The 17293-nt window shown below is 57.3% G+C and carries 14 protein-coding genes and 1 other annotated feature; of the genes, 8 read left to right on the top strand and 6 right to left on the bottom strand.

What is annotated here, in order from left to right:
• Positions 1–20 precede the first annotated feature (20 nt).
• From Q3H59_RS17110 to atzF, 3 genes are read right to left on the bottom strand one after another with little or no spacing between them, the layout of a single operon-like run.
• Positions 21–719: a GntR family transcriptional regulator gene (locus tag Q3H59_RS17110; RefSeq protein WP_192412422.1), complete on the bottom strand. Its 699-nt coding sequence runs from the start codon at positions 717–719 to the stop codon at positions 21–23.
• 9 nt (positions 720–728) lie between these two features.
• Complete coding sequence (uca, locus tag Q3H59_RS17105) at positions 729–4346, bottom strand: urea carboxylase (protein WP_309835995.1); 3618 nt, start codon at positions 4344–4346, stop codon at positions 729–731.
• Between the two features lie 2 nt (positions 4347–4348).
• A complete protein-coding gene (gene atzF / locus Q3H59_RS17100) occupies positions 4349–6145 on the bottom strand; it encodes an allophanate hydrolase (protein WP_309835992.1) in 1797 nt (598 codons plus the stop codon).
• 258 nt (positions 6146–6403) lie between these two features.
• Between atzF and sltY the strand changes: the two genes are divergently transcribed.
• Complete coding sequence (gene sltY, locus Q3H59_RS17095; protein WP_110867496.1) at positions 6404–8323, top strand: murein transglycosylase; 1920 nt, start codon at positions 6404–6406, stop codon at positions 8321–8323.
• A gap of 44 nt (positions 8324–8367) precedes the next feature.
• Entirely contained in the window at positions 8368–8691 is a 324-nt protein-coding gene (gene trpR / locus Q3H59_RS17090) for a trp operon repressor (protein WP_101762165.1), read from the top strand.
• On the opposite strand, the gene yjjX is transcribed toward trpR, so the two are convergent.
• Complete coding sequence (yjjX, locus tag Q3H59_RS17085; protein WP_101762164.1) at positions 8688–9209, bottom strand: inosine/xanthosine triphosphatase; 522 nt, start codon at positions 9207–9209, stop codon at positions 8688–8690. The genes trpR and yjjX overlap by 4 nt on opposite strands.
• A 51-nt stretch (positions 9210–9260) precedes the next feature.
• Here yjjX and gpmB point away from each other — a divergent pair, with 51 nt between their 5' ends.
• The gene (gpmB, locus tag Q3H59_RS17080) at positions 9261–9908 is read left to right on the top strand and encodes a 2,3-diphosphoglycerate-dependent phosphoglycerate mutase GpmB (protein ID WP_101762163.1); all 648 of its coding nucleotides are present in this window, start codon (positions 9261–9263) and stop codon (positions 9906–9908) included.
• A gap of 40 nt (positions 9909–9948) precedes the next feature.
• On the opposite strand, the gene robA is transcribed toward gpmB, so the two are convergent.
• Entirely contained in the window at positions 9949–10827 is an 879-nt protein-coding gene (gene robA / locus Q3H59_RS17075) for an MDR efflux pump AcrAB transcriptional activator RobA (protein ID WP_101762162.1), read from the bottom strand.
• A gap of 194 nt (positions 10828–11021) precedes the next feature.
• On the opposite strand from robA, the gene creA reads away from it, so the two are divergent.
• Entirely contained in the window at positions 11022–11495 is a 474-nt protein-coding gene (gene creA / locus Q3H59_RS17070) for a protein CreA (RefSeq protein WP_101762161.1), read from the top strand.
• A 46-nt stretch (positions 11496–11541) separates the two neighbouring features.
• Here creA and arcA read toward each other — a convergent pair whose 3' ends face one another.
• A complete protein-coding gene (arcA, locus tag Q3H59_RS17065; RefSeq protein WP_137385127.1) occupies positions 11542–12258 on the bottom strand; it encodes a two-component system response regulator ArcA in 717 nt (238 codons plus the stop codon).
• A gap of 588 nt (positions 12259–12846) precedes the next feature.
• Between arcA and Q3H59_RS17060 the strand changes: the two genes are divergently transcribed.
• The 4 genes from Q3H59_RS17060 (at position 12847) to thrB (ending at position 17292) form a co-directional block, all read left to right on the top strand.
• Entirely contained in the window at positions 12847–13551 is a 705-nt protein-coding gene (locus Q3H59_RS17060; RefSeq protein ID WP_309835986.1) for a tRNA/rRNA methyltransferase, read from the top strand.
• 189 nt (positions 13552–13740) lie between these two features.
• Positions 13741–13812: a thr operon leader peptide gene (gene thrL, locus Q3H59_RS24740; protein ID WP_071531027.1), complete on the top strand. Its 72-nt coding sequence runs from the start codon at positions 13741–13743 to the stop codon at positions 13810–13812.
• Positions 13748–13870, top strand: a sequence feature (Thr leader region). It overlaps the preceding gene by 65 nt.
• A 26-nt stretch (positions 13871–13896) precedes the next feature.
• Positions 13897–16359 (top strand): bifunctional aspartate kinase/homoserine dehydrogenase I, encoded by a 2463-nt coding sequence (gene thrA, locus Q3H59_RS17055; protein ID WP_309835983.1) that lies wholly within the window; start codon positions 13897–13899, stop codon positions 16357–16359.
• Positions 16360–16389: 30 nt separating this feature from the next.
• Positions 16390–17292 carry a homoserine kinase gene (gene thrB, locus Q3H59_RS17050; protein ID WP_309836739.1) on the top strand — a complete coding sequence of 301 codons (903 nt, stop codon included), beginning with the start codon at positions 16390–16392 and terminating at the stop codon, positions 17290–17292.
• The last annotated feature ends 1 nt before the right edge of the window (position 17293 follow it).

Genomic DNA, 17293 nt, shown 5'->3' with positions numbered 1-17293 from the left:
CCCTCACGATGTTTGTATTGTTATTCAATGGGTTGAAGTCGAGCCTGCTGTAACATATGCAATGTGATCTTTCTGACCTCTGCCTTACTGACGGCGATGTGGTCGGTTAAAATGCGCTGCGCCTCCTCGGTTTGTTGCTGGAAAATCGCCCGTAAAATCTGAGCGTGCTCGCGGTATGTCGCCTCCATTCGGTCGTCTCGGGTAAAATCGAGACGGCGAATGATGCGGATTTTTTCGGTCAGTTCGGCGTGGATGCGCGCCATCTCCTGATTGCCAGCGGCGGCCACCAGCGCCATGTGAAAGGCTTCATCCTGCGCCGAAACCGCTTTGCCATCCGCCAGAGGCGGTGCATCCATCCAGAAGCTTTTCAGCGCGGTGAGCATGTCGATGCACTGCGGTGCGGGCAGTGCGCACAAGCGGCGCACCGCTTCGCACTCCAGCACGGTGCGAAAGTCGTACAGCTCTTCGAAATATTCAAAGTCAAACGGCTTCACCTGCCAGCCGCTGCGGAACCACACTTCGACGTAGCCCTCGCGCTCCAGCCAGAACAGCGCCTGACGCACCGGCGTGCGGCTCACTTCCAGCCGATCGGCGATTTCGTTTTCGCTGAAGCGATCGCCCGGCATCAGTCGGAACTCAAAAATGTCCTGTTTCAGCGCCTGATAAACCTTTTCGGCCAGTGCTTCCGGACGACCTTTGCTACGAGGGCTCGTGTTCATGCCAGCTCCTTATTCCAGCCACAGCAGGGCATCGCCCGGACTCACCGGACGTCCTGCCTGGCAGGCAATGCGTTTCACCGTGCCGGCCTGCGGCGCGACAATCGCCAGTTCCATTTTCATCGCTTCCACGATGATCAGCGTTTGACCGGCTTCCACCGCGTCGCCCGGCTGCACCAGCACTTTCCAGATGTTGCCGTTCATATCGGCGCACACCGCCAGCGCATCGTCGTCGGCTTCGGCCACCACCAGCGTCTCCTCGCTGGTGAGCGGCGCGTTCTGCTCTTCCTGCGCCCACAGCGTCACTTCCTGTTCGAAGGCGGCGGACTGACGCTGGCGGAAATCACTGATCGATGCGGCATTTTCCGCCAGGAATTGATGATGGGCGGCGAAGTCGAAGACCGTTTCTTCGATGCGCACCGTGGCGCGGCCTTCGCGGAAGTCATCGCGCAGCTGCGTCAGTTCGTTTTCCGTTACCGGATAAAAGCGCACCTGATCGAAGAAGTGCAGCAGCCACGGCTCGTCGGCCGCAAACTGTTCATTTTTGAGGAACTTGTTCCAGATTGGCAGCGTGCGGCCCACCAGCTGATAACCGCCGGGTGAATCCATGCCGTAGATGCACATGTACATGCCGCCAATGCCAACCGTGCCTTCGGCGGTAAAGGTGCGCGCCGGGCTGTATTTGGAGCTCAGCAGGCGATGGCGTGGATCGATCGGTACCGCGCACGGCGCGCCGAGATAGACATCGCCAAGGCCGAGAATCAGGTAGCTGGCATCAAAAAGGGTGTCGCGCACCGCTTCGCGGCTCGGCAGGCCATTAATACGCTGGATAAAATCGACGTTATTTGGCAGCCACGGCGCGCTGGCACGCACGGTTTCCTGATAACGTTCGACCGCGCCGAGCGTGGCGCTATCTTCGAAGGCCATCGGCATCCAGACAATGCGCGACGGCACTTTCAGCTGGCTGACATCGCCGAGCCCGGCTTCCAGTTCCAGCAGCAGCTGCATCAGCTGTTTCTGGCTGAGAATCAGGCTGTCGTAGCGTACCTGCAGAGAGCGCACGCCCGGCGACAGCTCTTCCACGCCCGGCACCGCGCGTTCACGTAGCGCATTCATCAGCAGATGCACGCGCAGACGCAGCGCCAGATCCAGCACGTTATCGCCGTACTCAATCAGCACATATTTGTCGCCCGCCTGGCGATAAACCGCCGCTGGCGTGGTTGCCGTGGCGGGGAGCGCCGCCAGCAAGGTGGCGGAACCGATAGCGCTGGCTGCTAAAGAGGGCACCGCAAAGGCCGGCGCGTGGCTGCTGCGCAGCGTGGCCACGCTGTGCGCCTGGGCTTTTTCCAGCGCCACCGCTTCGTCGGCGCTGATTGGGTGGAAGCGAATTTTATCGCCCGGTTTCACCTGGCCGACTTTCCACAGTTCGGCTTTGGCGATGGTCACCGGGCAGACGAAGCCGCCGAGGCTAGGGCCGTCGTGCGTCAGGATCACCGGGAAGTCGCCGGTGAAGTTCACCGCGCCGATGGCGTATTCGCAGTCATGCACGTTGGACGGATGCAGGCCGGCTTCGCCGCCGTTGGCGCGCGTCCATGTCGGTTTCGGGCCAACCAAACGCACGCCGAGGCGGTTGGAGTTGTAGTGCACCTGCCAGTCGCTGGCAAAGAACTCATCAATCGCCGCCTGAGTGAAGAAATCCGGTGCGCCATGCGGTCCATACAATACGCCGATGCGCCATTCAGTGCCGTAGTGCGGCACCAGCGCATGATCGAGCGCCTGCGGTGCGCTGACCGGCGCGGGCGTGGTGCAGGCAGCGAGCTGCGGCTGAGAAATTGGCAGCATGTCGGCGACGCGCAGAGTGCGTCCGGCGTGGCCGCCAAACTGGCCGAGTGAGAAGGTGGATCGGCTGCCGAGATATTCCGGCACATCGAACCCGTTGCGTACCGCTAAGTAGGTGCGGCAGCCGCTCTGCGCGCGGCCCAGCGTCAGGGTTTGTCCCGCTATGACGCTGACGGGCTGCCAGTAGGCGATGTTTTCGCCATCGACGTCGGCTGGGCAATCAGCGCCGGTCAGGGCGATAACGGCATCGCTGTGGAAGCGCAGCGTGGGGCCTTGCAGCGTGAATTCCAGTCCGGCGGCGCTGTCGTGGTTGCCAACAATGCGGTTGGCGAGGCGGAAGGCGAAATCGTCCATTGGGCCGGACGGTGGCACGCCGATATCCCAATAACCGAGGCGGCCAGGGAAATCCTGAATGCTGCTGAAGGTGCCGGGTTGCAGCACTTCAATCACGCTGGCGGCTGGTGTGAAGCTATCGAGGAAGCGCGTCCACACGTTGCCGCTGCGGAAGGCGTCGGTGGCGACGATCTGGCGCAGATAATCGAGATTGCTGGCGATGCCGTGCAGCTGCGTGGCGTCGAGCGCCTGCTGCATCTTCGCCAGCGCCGCTGCGCGCGTGTCGGCATGCACGATCAGTTTGGCGACCATCGGATCGTAAAACGCCGAGACTTCGGTGCCGGTAGCGATCCAGCCATCAACGCGCACGTCATCCGGGAAACTGACGTGGGTCAGCACGCCGGGGCTGGGCTGGAAGTTTTTCAGCGGATCTTCGGCGTAGATACGCACTTCAATCGATGCGCCAGCGGGCGCTTGCTGCAGGCGCGCCCAGTCGAGGGCATCGCCAGCGGCGACTTTCAGCATGCACTCAACCAGATCGAGGCCGGTGACGCATTCGGTGACAGGATGTTCAACCTGCAGGCGGGTGTTTACTTCGAGGAAGTAGAAGGCATCTTGTTCGGCGTCGTAGATGTATTCCACCGTACCGGCGCTGCGATAATTCACCAGCTCGCCAAGGCGTACTGCAGAAGAGAGCAGCGCTTCACGCGTTGCCTGCGGCAGATTGGGGGCAGGCGTCTCTTCCACCACTTTCTGGTTGCGGCGCTGCAGCGAACAGTCGCGTTCGCCGAGCGCGATCACTTTGCCGCTGCCGTCGCCAAAAATCTGCACTTCAACGTGGCGCGCGCGATCGATGCAGCGTTCTAAAAACACGCCCGCATCGCTGAAGAACTGCTCGCCAAGGCGGCGCACGCTCTCCCACGCATTGCGCAGCGCATCGGCGTCGGCGCAGCGCGTCAGGCCAATGCCGCCACCGCCTGCCGTGCTTTTCAGCATCACCGGATAGCCGATGGTGTCGGCGGCGCTTAAAGCTTCTTCCAGCGAACTCAGCAGCGGCGTGCCCGGCGTCATCGGCACGCCTGCGCTGGCGGCGAGCTCACGCGCGCGGTGTTTCAGGCCAAACTCGCCAATCTGCTGCGCGGTGGGGCCGACAAAGGCGATGCCGGCTTTTTCACAGGCATCGGCAAACGGCAGGCTTTCTGACAGGAAACCGTAGCCCGGCCAAATGGCTTGCGCGCCGGTTTCCTGCGCGGCGGCGAGGATTTTATCGATGCGTAAATAGCTGTCGCTGGCTTTGTCGCCGCCGAGGGCGATGGCGACGTCTGCTTCTTTGACGTGGCGCGCGTTGCGGTCAGCATCGGAATAGACGGCGACGCTTTTCACGCCGAGGCGTTTTAAGGTGCGAATGGCGCGGCAGGCGATTTCGCCACGGTTAGCAATCAGAACGGTGCTGAACATGCTTATTTACTCCCCAGAGAGGCCAGCCAGTTGCGCCAGCCGCCAAATTCGGTAATTTCCAGCGCCTGCGACAGCACCGCCGGTTCACAGATAAAGCCTTTTACGATGCGTCCGTCGGCCAGCGTCAGCGAGCCAATGCCGAGCGGGGCCGGGATTTCCGCCACGAACTCGCCAAAGCGCGCCAGCGGGATATCCCACAGTTCCACGGTGATCGCCGCACCGCTCTCGCCACGCAGCAGGCCCGGCTTCTTAATCGGGCCATCGAGCAGGGCGAACAGACGGTAATGGCTGGCGGTTTGCGTCTCCTCGACCAGCACCGCCTGGCGCGTGGTGAGCTGGAAGTTGAGCGGCATGCCGGTGAGATGCGCACCCACCACCGCCACGCGGACGTGATCGGTTGAAATCGGCAGCGCGTATGATTGTGCGGGCGCTGCTTTGCCAGTGGCACCGAGCGGCAGCGCCATCTGCTGCTGCCAGCGCAGGCCAAAACCAGCCAGTGCGCGATCGTGCCACGCAGGTGCAATCAGCGTGATGCCGGCGGGCAATCCATCGGCGCGGAACGGCGCAGGCAGCGCCAGCGCGCTGAGATCGGCCAGGTTGGTGAAATTGGTGTAGGTGCCGAACTGCGAGTTGTAGTGCACCGGCTCCTGCTGCATTTCGTCCAGCGTATGGATGGTTGGCGAGGTGGGCACCAACAGCGCATCGAACTGCGCCAGCGTTTGCTGAATCTGGCGCGTCAGTTCGGCGCGTAGGTATTCCGCCTGATAGGCTTCCACCGCCGTGTATTTCAGGCCGCTGCTGACGATGCCGTACACCACCGGATCCATCTCTTCCGGGCGATGGATCATCTCGCCCACCGCCACGGTGCGCTCGGCAACCCACGGACCGTAATAGAGCTGCTCGGCGAGTTGATGGAACAGAGAAAAATCGATTGGATGCAGTGTGGCGCCGCCGGCCTGCAATTGCTCCAGCGCCGCCAGCCAGGCCGCTTCGGCTTGCTTGTCGCCGAAGAATTCAGGCGTGGCGGGAATGGCGAAATCGGGCTGCGCTTTGAAGCTGGCTGGCGCGGTGTGCGGATTGCTGCGCGAATAGGCATCGCCCGCGTCATAGCCGCCCGCTGCGGTAGCCACCGCGAAGGCATCTTCGACGGTTAACGCGAAAACGGAAATGGTGTCATTGAGGCGGCAAGCGGGCACCACGCCGCTGGCAGAGAACCAACCTTTGGTCGGCTTGAGGCCGACAATGTTGTTAAAACCGGCGGGCACGCGGCCCGAACCGGCGGTGTCGGTGCCGAGCGAGAAGCCCACCAGACCGCGCGCCAGCACCGACGCAGAACCGGAGCTGGAGCCGCCGCTGACGTAATCAGGATTGAAGGTGTTGCTCACCGCACCAAACGGCGAACGCGTGCCGACTAAGCCGGTGGCGTATTGGTCGAGGTTGGTTTTGCCAATCACCACCGCGCCTGCTGCTTTGAGCTGCGCGACAACAAAGGCATCGGCTTCGGCGGTGTAGGTGAAGGCCGGGCAGGCGGCGCTGGTCGGCCAGCCGGCGACATCAATATTATCTTTTACCGCAAACGGCACGCCAAACAGCGGCAGCGCCGCCGGGTTGCGCTGATAGCTCGCCAGCAGCGGTTCAATCTGTGCCTGCAGTTGCGCGGGCGTGGCAAGATAGAGCCACGCGTTATCCTGCGCGTCGATGGCGTCGAGATGAGCCGCCAGCAAGGCGGTAATCTGTTGTGGATCCTGTTGGTAACTGCGTTGCCAATCCTGGAGCGTAAAGCCAAAGGTCAATGCCATGTGTGAATTCCAACTGGTATACAAGATGGAATTCAACAGAGCAAAGCGCGTGCCATTTTTGTAAGCCGATGAAACCGCGTAGTTAATTGATGTGTAATACGTTTTTCTGATGATAAATTGCACAACGGCGGCGCAAACGCTGCGCAACGGCGGTGCGCGAGCGTAAATTTTGTGAAGAACATGGCAAGAGACGGTTGGCCTGGTTAGCATGAAGGAAGTCTGGCATGAGCTGGATCGCAGCACTGAGAGGAGAGCGTAATGGAGAAGTGGCGTTACTGGATGCTAGGGATCTGTCTGGTCAGCACGGCCAGCAGCGTATGGGCCGATTCGCTGGATCAGCAGCGACAGCGCTATGCGCAAATCAAGCAAGCCTGGGATAACAAACAGATGGACCAGGTGACGCAGCTGATGCCGACGCTGCAGGATTATCCGCTTTATCCTTATCTGCAATATCGCCTGCTGGCGCAGGATCTCGATCAAGAGACGCCGCTGGCGGTGAAGAACTTTATTCAACAGTATCCTACGCTGCCACCGGCGCGCTCGCTCTCAACGCGCTTTGTGAATGTGCTGGCAAACCGTCAGGATTGGCAGGGCGTACTCAGCTTCAGCCCGGATGAACCGAAACCGGTGCAGGCGCGCTGTAACTGGTATTACGCTAAGTGGGCGACCGGCCAGCAGCAGGCGGCGTTTGCCGGTGCGAAAGAGATTTGGCTGCGCGGCACCGCGTTGCCGAACGACTGCGACAAGCTGTTTTCGGTATGGCAAGCCAGCGGGCAACTCTCGCCGATCACCATTCTCGAGCGTATTCGTCTGGCGATGAAAGCCGGTAACGACAGCCTGGTGAATTACCTGGCGAAAATGCTGCCGGCGGATTATCAAACCACCGCCAGCGCGCTGATTGCGCTGCAGCAGAATCCGCAAACCGTCACCACCTTTGCCAGCAGCATGGGACCCACCGATTTCACCCGCATGGCGACCAGCTATGCCTTCGCCCGCGTGGCGCGTGAGGATATGGATAACGCGCGCATGATGATCCCGCAGCTGGTGCAGGCGCAGAAGATGAGCCAGGCCGATGAGCAGGATCTGAAAGAGACCGTGGTGTGGCGCATGATGGGCGCGGATCTCACCAGCGAGCAGGCGCGCTGGCGTGATGCGGTGGTGATGAACAGCGAATCTACCGCGCTGGTGGAGCGCCGCGTACGCCTGGCGCTGAGCCAGAACGATCGTCGTGGTCTCAATACCTGGATCGCGCGTTTGCCGGTGGAAGCCAAAGAGAAAGATGAGTGGCAATACTGGCAGGCGGATTTGCTGATTTCGCAGGGCCGCAAAGAGGAAGCCAATGATATTCTGCGGAAGCTGATGCAGGCGCGCGGCTTCTATCCGATGGTCGCGGCGCAGCGTTTGGGCGTGGAGTATCCGTTGCAGGTCGACAAGGCTCCGGCAGCCGACAGCAGCGTGACGCAAGGTGCGGAAATGGCGCGCGTGCGTGAGCTGATGTATTGGGGGCTGGATAACCTGGCACGCAGCGAGTGGGCCAATCTGATCTCCAGCAAAACCCGTTCGCAGCAGCAGATGCTAGCGCGTTACGCTAACGAGCAGGATTGGTGGGATCTCAGCGTGCAGGCCACCATCACCGCGAAAATGTGGGATAGCCTGAAAGAGCGCTTCCCGCTGGCGTGGCAAAACCTTTACCAGCAATACACCAGCGACAAAGGCATTCCGCAGAGTTATGCGATGGCGATTTCACGCCAGGAGAGCGCGTGGAATCCGAAAGCGCGTTCACCGGTGGGCGCCAGCGGATTGATGCAGGTGATGCCCGCTACGGCGACGCATACCGTGAAGATGTATAACATTCCCGGCTATGTGAACAGCAGCCAGCTGCTGGATCCGCAGACCAATATTCAGATCGGTACGCAGTATCTGGAGTATGTCTATCAGCAGTTTGGTCAGAACCGCATCTTCTCTTCGGCCGCCTATAATGCCGGTCCGGGACGCGTGCGCAGCTGGCAGAAAACCAGCGGTGGTAATCTGGATGCGGTGGCGTTTATCGAAACCATTCCGTTCTCCGAAACGCGTGGCTACGTGAAAAACGTGCTGGCCTACGATGCCTATTACCGCTACTTCATGGGCAAGCCGGACAAGATTCTCGCCGACAGTGAGTGGAATCGCCAGTATTGACTGTGCTATGCTTCCGTACTCGTTAATGAGTACGGAAGCCCTTCATGAGCCAACCCCTTTCTTCCCAGCCGGAATCGGCTCAGCCTGTTGAAGATAACTGGCTGCGATTTATCGAACTGATGCAAAATGCCTTTGCCGATGGCGTGGCGCTGCCGTTATTACAACTGATGATGACGCCGGATGAACGTGAATCCTACGGGACGCGTTTGCGCATTATTGAAGAGCTGATGAACGGCGATATGAGCCAGCGTGAACTGAAGAATGAGTTGGGCGTCGGCATCGCCACCATTACGCGCGGGTCTAATAGTCTGAAAGAGGCGCCGCCAGAGCTAAAACGCTGGCTGGAAGCGCGTCTTGGCCGCGGTTAACGCTGGCTGTAGAGCGGATGGGTGAACGGACACAGCGCCAGAATCAACGCCTGATGGTAGACGCTGGAGCGGCTAAGCAGGCCGTGGGTGAGGGCACCAATCGCGCCACCTTTGTGTTTGATATTCTCCACGCCGGTTAAGCGTGCCATCTCATCACCCAGTTCATGCCCGGCAGCCAAGCCTGCCACGACAATCGGCGGCAGCGTAAAGCTGGCCGAACGTGATTCTCCGCGCTGCTGCGCGTTTTCAATCACCATCCACGCAAAGGCGCAATCGCCTTCGATTCCCGCTTCGATCGCCACCCAGTAATCGGCCCGTGGACGCGTTTGACGCGCGTTCTCAACCCGCTGACGTGCGCCAGTTCGCGTTTCAACATCACTAAGTGGCTGGGCTGCGACGCCGCTCTCGACCTCAACCCCTTCGATGTGGCAGGATCCTTCGCCGAAAACGTCGTTGAACGCCTGAGCAATCGCGCGAATTTTTGCCGGGTTGATGGTGGCTGCGACAACATGGTACATAATTGTTTGAACCCTCGAGGCAAATTTGTCGCAGTATAACGGAAATTAAGCATGCTACAGGTCTATCTTGTTCGTCACGGTGAAACGGTATGGAATGCGGCTCGGCGCATTCAGGGGCAGTCTGACAGCCCGTTAACGGAAAAAGGTGAGCAGCAGGCTCAGCAAGTGGGCGAGCGAGTGAAATCGCTGGGCATTACCCATGTGATTGCCAGCGATTTGGGACGGACGCGGCGTACGGCAGAGATTATCGCCGATGCGTGTGGCTGCACCGTGACGCTCGATGCGCGTCTGCGCGAGCTCAATATGGGCTGCCTGGAACAACGTCCACTCGATGGCTTAACCGAAGAAGAGGAACACTGGCGGAAAACGCTGGTGGATGGCACCACTGCTGGACGTATTCCGGGTGGCGAATCGATGGCGGAGATGGCGACGCGTATGCACGAAGCGCTGAATGCACTGCTGGAGTTGCCTGCCGGCAGCCGTCCGCTGATTGTCAGCCACGGGATGGCGCTGGGCGTGTTGGTCAGTACCATTCTCGGTTTGCCTGCGCATGCGGAACGTCGTTTGCGTTTGCGGAATTGCTCGATCTCGCGCGTGGATCATCAGCAGAGCGCGTGGCTGGCGGCCGGTTGGGTGGTTGAGACGGCGGGAGATGTGTCGCATCTGGATGCGCCAGCGTTAGACGAGCTTCAACGCTAAGCCAAAATAAAAATGCCGTCGCGATGACGGCATTTTTTTATTAGTTATTCTGTTGGCGAATCGGAATCAGGTATTCGCAGCGGATTTCCGTTGGCGGCTCGCTACGCTTTTTACCCCCGTGCGTGTAGAAACGCTCGATGTCCTGTCCCTGACGACGCACTAATCCCAGCGTTGGCATACAAGTGCCGTACAGCAGCAGGATAAATTCACCCAGCGCGCTGCGCGCACCGTTGTAGGTGAACTGCACGTAATCACCGGCTTCCACAATCACGCTCTGATTCGACTGCATGCTTTTTGCCAGCTGATCGGCAGGCACCGCAGTGGTGTAGAGAATCTCCTGCTCATCATCTTTTTCATGGCTGGCGCGCACCTGATGCAAGCCATACAGCACCGGCGGCACCGTGTCGGTTTCCAGCAGGAACTGCTTCCAGAAATGCAGGCGCATCTCATCGCGATAGCTGGAAATCTGCTCCAGCGTACAGGAGTAACTCTGCGTCTGGCCGACCAGCACCGTTTCAGGCAGCGTGACAAACTGCGCTTCCGGCATGCTGTTATCGTCGAGACGAATTGGCGGGCGAATGCCAAACGAGTTCCACTCCGATGAGCGACGATACCAGGCCGGCGTTTGGTTGAATTGCTTTTTAAACGCACGGGTAAAGGTCTGCTGCGAATCGAAGCGATATTGTAACGCGATGTCGAGGATGGGGCGGCTGGTCAGGCGAAGCGCCACCGCGGCTTTCGACAGCCTACGCGCGCGAATGTACGCACCAATCGCGTGGCTGGTTACTTCCTTGAACATCCGCTGTAGATGCCACTTGGAGTAGCCTGCTTTCTGCGCAACGTTATCTAATGAAAGCGGTTGATCCAGATGGCTCTCCAGCCAGACAAGCAAATCGCGAATGATACCGGCTTGGTCCATAAAACATCCTCATAACTCTCTGGTGGCGCAACTATGAAGTCGTCGAATAATAGCACGAAATGCACAAAAGCGTGGGGGCGGTTTGCTAATCGAGTGTGCTAAGTCAATGTGGGTTAAAACCCTTTTAGGTTTGGTTCTCTGTTCGATTGACAGTACATTACATTCTCATCTATTCGATTGGCAATGGTAACTCAATGACAATAGCTCGTATTCTTATAATCACGTTGGCAACATATGTATTCAGTGCTGGCGTTCAGGCCGAAGAGATCGGCTCAGTTGACACGGTATTCAAGATATTTGGCCCCGATCATAAGATCGTGGTAGAAGCCTTCGATGACCCCGACGTAAAAAATGTAACCTGTTATATCAGCCGGGCAAAAACCGGCGGTATCAAAGGGGGACTAGGTTTGGCGGAAGACACGTCCGACGCGGCCATCTCCTGTCAACAGGTGGGACCGGTAGAGCTTAGCGAGAAAATCGCACAAGGCAAGGCGCAAGGTGAAGTGGTGTTCAAAAAACGCACATCATTGGTGTTTAAGAAGCTGCAGGTGGTGCGCTTCTTTGACCAGAAACGTCATGCGCTGGTGTACCTGAGCTATTCCGACAAGGTGGTGGATGGATCGCCGAAGAATGCGCTGAGCGCCGTGCCGATTATGCCGTGGCATTGATGCAGGCATAAAAAAACGCCCTGACGGGCGTTTTTTCTTTCAATTTTTAATCCTGCAGTTCGCCGCAGAAGCGGTAACCTTCGCCGTGAATGGTGGCGATGATTTCTGGCGTGTCTGGCGTGGATTCGAAATGCTTACGAATACGGCGGATGGTGACATCCACGGTACGGTCATGCGGCTTCAGCTCGCGGCCGGTCATCTTCTTCAGCAAGTCACCACGCGTCTGGATTTTGCCTGGGTTCTCACAGAAGTGCAGCATGGCGCGGAATTCACTGCGCGGCAGCTTGTACTGGTCGCCGTTTGGACTGATCAGTGAGCGGCTGTTGATATCCAGCTCCCAACCGTTGAAGCGATAGCTTTCAACGGTACGGCGTTCTTCACTTGGCATCGCCAGATTCATGGTGCGCGACAGCAAATTGCGTGCACGAATCGTCAACTCACGCGGGTTGAACGGTTTGGTGATGTAATCATCGGCACCGATTTCCAGACCGAGGATTTTATCCACTTCATTATCACGGCCGGTAAGGAACATCAGCGCGACGTTTGCTTGCTCACGCAATTCGCGCGCCAACAGCAAACCGTTTTTACCTGGCAGGTTGATATCCATAATCACCAGATTGACGTCATTGTCCGTCAAAACCTGATGCATCTCGGCGCCGTCGGTGGCTTCATAGACCACGTAACCTTCTGCCTCAAAGATACTTTTGAGGGTGTTACGCGTGACCAGTTCGTCTTCAACGATAAGAATGTGCGGGGTCTGCATGTTTCGCTACCTAAAATTTGCCAACAAATCGAAAACAGGGCGTACGTCGGTTACGCTAATGTGCTGCAACCGGTATACGAAATAATCTTCGGAATACACCATCCATCTACGTCAACTTCAGTGTTAGCTCAGCCAGTCAGGATGGATATTTGCACGCCCCGAGGATCTCGGACAGGCGCTCATCCTAACCGTATTAACAGCAACCTAACAGCACCAACAACAACCGATAAGCATAAAAACAACGCTTCGTTGACTTATATCAAATGCAAGTGTAGCACGTTAACACTTTTATGAAAAACTTCTCCAGGATTGCTAGTTTAGCTCACAAAATGCAGCATTTTTGCTACATTTCGTCCTTATAAAACCAAAACTAAAACACACAGGAAATTATATTTCAATGATATGAAAGAAAAGGGTTTTATATTCAATAGGTCCGATAATTTTGCTTATGCCCGCTAATTTCCACTACAGCTGGATTTATCCCTCTTTTAACATCGTTAACATCTTATTTTTCCACTAGCCGCAGTTGGTATTTTCTCTGCTGCATGCCAACATAATGCGAGTTGTTAACAGTTCGATGGAAAAATCATGCATTTCCCCTTAATCCTTGTCTCTCCCGCTCGTCCGGAAAATATCGGTGCGGCTGCTCGCGCTATGAAAACCATGGGATTTAGCGAGCTGCGCATTGTCACCAGCGATGCCTGGCAAGATCCCGCAGCACGTCGAGTGGCGCACGGCGCCGGTGAGATCCTCGATAACGTCAAAACCTACGCCACGCTGAGCGAGGCGCTCAAGGATGTCGATTTTTCCGTAGCGACCACCGCACGTAGCCGCGCGAAATTCCGCTATTACGCTACGCCCAGCCAGGTTGAAAACATCCTGCAGGAGAAGCGCCAATGGCTGAGCCGCATCGCGTTGGTGTTTGGCCGTGAAGACAGCGGCTTAACCAATGAAGAGCTGGAGCAGGTCGATCTGTTAACCGGCATTCCGATGGCCAATGATTATCCGTCGCTGAATCTCGGTCAGGCAGTGATGGTGTATTGCTATCAGCTGTCGGCGCTCAATCAGATTGCGGCTGAGACCGCAGAAGTGGCGAATGAGCAGCAGTTGCAGGCATTGCGCCAGCGCTTTCATCAGTTGCTGGTCAAGCTGGATGTGAGTGATGACGTCAAAATGGCGGACTGGATCGATCAGCGCATCGGCCTGCTGGAACAGCGTGACAGCGCCATGCTGCATCGTTTGTTACACGACGTAGAAAAAAAACTTATAGATAATTGCTCGGATAAATCCTGAGATGCTAGTGACTGATGCGGCAATCCGCCGCATCTCCTGAACGATCGCGATAATTTTTGCCTCAGCAAGCGCAGCACTGCGCAACGCCAGGGACGGCGCGGCTAAGACAAATTCGTTGACTTAACGTGCGCTTTGCTTTACTTCTGGAAGGCAGACGGACAAGACAAAGACAGACAGAAAAAAATCTAAATGCGTAAACTCAGCCTGAACACCACAATTATTATTACCACCACCATTACCACAGGTAACGGTGCGGGCTGACGCATACAGGAAAAACAAAGAAAAAAGCCCGCACCTAAACAGTGCGGGCTTTTTTTTCGGCAAAAATTCAGGAGAGCTTCAAATATGCGAGTGCTGAAATTCGGCGGAACCTCAGTAGCCAATGCGGAACGTTTTCTCCGTGTGGCGGATATTCTGGAAAGCAATGCACAACAGGGACAGGTTGCGACCGTACTCTCTGCACCAGCAAAAATTACCAATCATCTGGTGGCGATGATTGAGAAAACCATCAGCGGCCTGGACACGTTGCCGAATATCAGCGATGCCGAACGTATTTTTGCCGACCTGCTGCAAGGCTTGCGTGATGCGCAGTCGGGCTTTGATTATGACGGACTAAAAACCCGCGTTGAGCTGGAATTTGCGCAGCTTAAACAAGTGCTGCACGGCATCAGCCTGCTGGGCCAATGTCCGGACGCTGTGAATGCCGCCATTATCTGCCGTGGCGAAAAGCTGTCGATTGCTATTATGGAAGCGCTGCTGCAGGCGCGCGGCCACAAAGTTACCGTTATCGATCCGGTGGAGAAGTTGCTGGCGATTGGTCATTACCTTGAATCCACCGTTGATATCGCCGAATCCACGCGTCGCATCGCCGCCAGCCAGATCCCAGCCGATCACTTTATCCTGATGGCCGGTTTCACCGCCGGGAACGAGAAAGGTGAACTGGTGGTGCTTGGCCGCAACGGTTCTGACTACTCCGCCGCCGTGTTGGCTGCGTGTTTGCGCGCTGATTGCTGTGAAATCTGGACCGATGTTGACGGCGTTTATACCTGCGACCCGCGCCAGGTACCTGATGCGCGCTTACTAAAATCGATGTCGTATCAGGAAGCAATGGAGCTCTCCTACTTCGGCGCCAAAGTCTTGCATCCGCGTACCATCGCGCCCATCGCCCAGTTCCAGATTCCTTGCCTGATCAAAAACACCGCTAACCCGCAAGCGCCGGGCACCTTAATTGGTGGCGAAGGCGAGCTGGATGAGAATCCGGTGAAAGGCATTACTAACCTGAATAACATGGCGATGTTCAACGTGTCAGGTCCGGGCATGAAAGGCATGGTCGGCATGGCGGCGCGCGTTTTCGCCGCAATGTCACGCACCGGCATCTCCGTGGTGCTGATCACCCAATCCTCTTCGGAATACAGCATCAGCTTCTGCGTACCGCAAAGCGAGCAGGCGCGTGCGCGTCGCGTGCTGGAAGAGGAGTTCTATCTGGAGTTGAAAGATGGCTTACTCGATCCGCTGGACGTGCTGGAACAGCTGGCGGTGATCTCGGTGGTCGGTGATGGCATGCGTACGCTGCGCGGCATCTCGGCTAAATTCTTCTCGGCGCTGGCGCGAGCCAACATCAATATCGTGGCGATTGCGCAGGGCTCGTCTGAGCGTTCCATCTCGGTGGTAGTGAGCAACGATGAAGTCACCACCGGCGTGCGTGTGGTGCATCAGATGCTGTTCGCTACCGATCAGGTCATTGAAGTGTTCGTGGTCGGCGTTGGCGGTGTGGGCGCAGCGTTGCTGGATCAGCTGCATCGCCAGCAGACGTGGCTGAAACAGAAGCACATCGATCTGCGCGTGTGCGGCATCGCTAACTCGCGGGCGCTGTTGACCAACGTACACGGTATCGATCTCAGCAACTGGAAGGCAGAACTGAACAAAGCCAAAGAGCCGTTCAATCTCGGTCGCTTGATGCGTTTGGTGAAAGAGTATCATCTGCTAAACCCGGTGATCGTCGATTGTACCTCCAGCCAGGCGGTTGCCGATCAGTATGCCGATTTCCTCGCCGAAGGTTTCCATGTCGTCACGCCGAACAAAAAGGCCAACACGTCGTCGTGGAATTATTACCAGCAGATGCGTGCAGCGGCAGCAAAATCGCGCCGTAAGTTCCTATACGACACCAACGTTGGTGCCGGTTTGCCGGTGATCGAAAACCTGCAAAACCTGATGAATGCCGGGGATGAACTGATCAAGTTCTCCGGTATTCTCTCTGGCTCGCTCTCTTTTATCTTCGGCAAGCTTGATGAGGGCGTTTCGCTGTCGGAAGCGACCAAAATGGCGCGTGAGATGGGCTTTACCGAGCCGGATCCACGTGACGATCTTTCTGGCACCGATGTGGCGCGTAAGCTGCTGATTCTGGCGCGTGAAGCGGGGCATCAGCTGGAGCTTAGCGATATCGATATCGAACCGCTGCTGCCCGCCAGCCTGACGGAGATCGCCGACGTTGAGCAGTTTATGCAACGTCTGCCGGAGCTGGATAACGCCTTTGCCGCGCGCGTTGCCAAAGCGCGTGACGAAGGTAAAGTATTACGCTTCGTCGGCGCGATTGAAGAGGGTGGCGTCTGCAAAGTGAAGATTGACGCGGTGGACGGCAACGATCCGCTGTACAAAGTGAAGAACGGTGAGAATGCGCTGGCATTCTACAGCCGCTACTATCAGCCAATCCCGCTGGTTCTGCGTGGATATGGTGCAGGGAATGATGTCACAGCAGCGGGCGTGTTTGCTGACCTGTTGCGTACGCTGTCGTGGAAGTTGGGAGTTTGATGATGGTAAAAATTTTATGCACCGGCCTCGATAGGTAACGTCAGCGTCGGCTTTGATGTGCTTGGCGCGGCGGTTTCGCCGGTGGATGGCACCTTGCTGGGTGACTGCGTTTCCGTGGAAGCCGCCGACAGCTTTAGCCTGGTGAACTCCGGGCGTTTTGTCAGCAAACTGCCGACCAATCCGCAGGAGAACATCGTTTATCAGTGCTGGGAGCGTTTTTGCCAGGCGATTGGTAAACAAGTTCCGGTGGCGATGACGCTGGAAAAGAATATGCCGATTGGTTCCGGACTCGGCTCAAGTGCTTGTTCGGTGGTTGCCGGTTTGATGGCGATGAACGAATTCTGCGGCAAACCGCTCAACGACACCGAACTGCTGGCGCTGATGGGCGAGCTGGAAGGGCGTATTTCCGGCAGTGTACACTTTGATAACGTTGCGCCCTGCTTCCTTGGCGGCGTGCAGCTGATGATTGAAGAGAACGGCATCATCAGTCAGGACGTGCCGTGCTTTGACGAATGGCTGTGGGTGATGGCGTATCCGGGGATTAAAGTCTCCACCGCCGAAGCGCGCGCCATTCTGCCGGCACAGTACCGCAAAGAGGATGCCATTAAGCATGGCCGCCTGCTGGCAGGCTTTATTCACGCTTGTCATACGCGGCAGCCTGAGCTGGCGGCTAAACTTATGCAGGATGTCATCGCCGAGCCGTATCGCACTAAACTGCTGCCAGGCTTCGCCGATGCGCGTAAAGCGGCGCAGGATATTGGCGCACTGGCGTGCGGCATTTCGGGCTCCGGCCCGACACTTTTCGCCGTTTGCAACGAGATGGCAACGGCACAGCGGATGGCAGACTGGCTGAGCCAGCACTATCTGCAGAATGAAGAAGGTTTCGTCCACATCTGCCGTCTTGATACGGCTGGCGCACGTAAATTGGGATAAC

It is taken from the genome of Pantoea sp. SORGH_AS_0659 (assembly GCF_031453915.1).
In the GTDB taxonomy this organism is placed as follows: Bacteria; Pseudomonadota; Gammaproteobacteria; order Enterobacterales; family Enterobacteriaceae; genus Pantoea; species Pantoea leporis.
The sequence above is the reverse complement of the archived record's forward strand: the minus strand, read 5'-3'. Positions and strand labels throughout refer to the sequence as shown.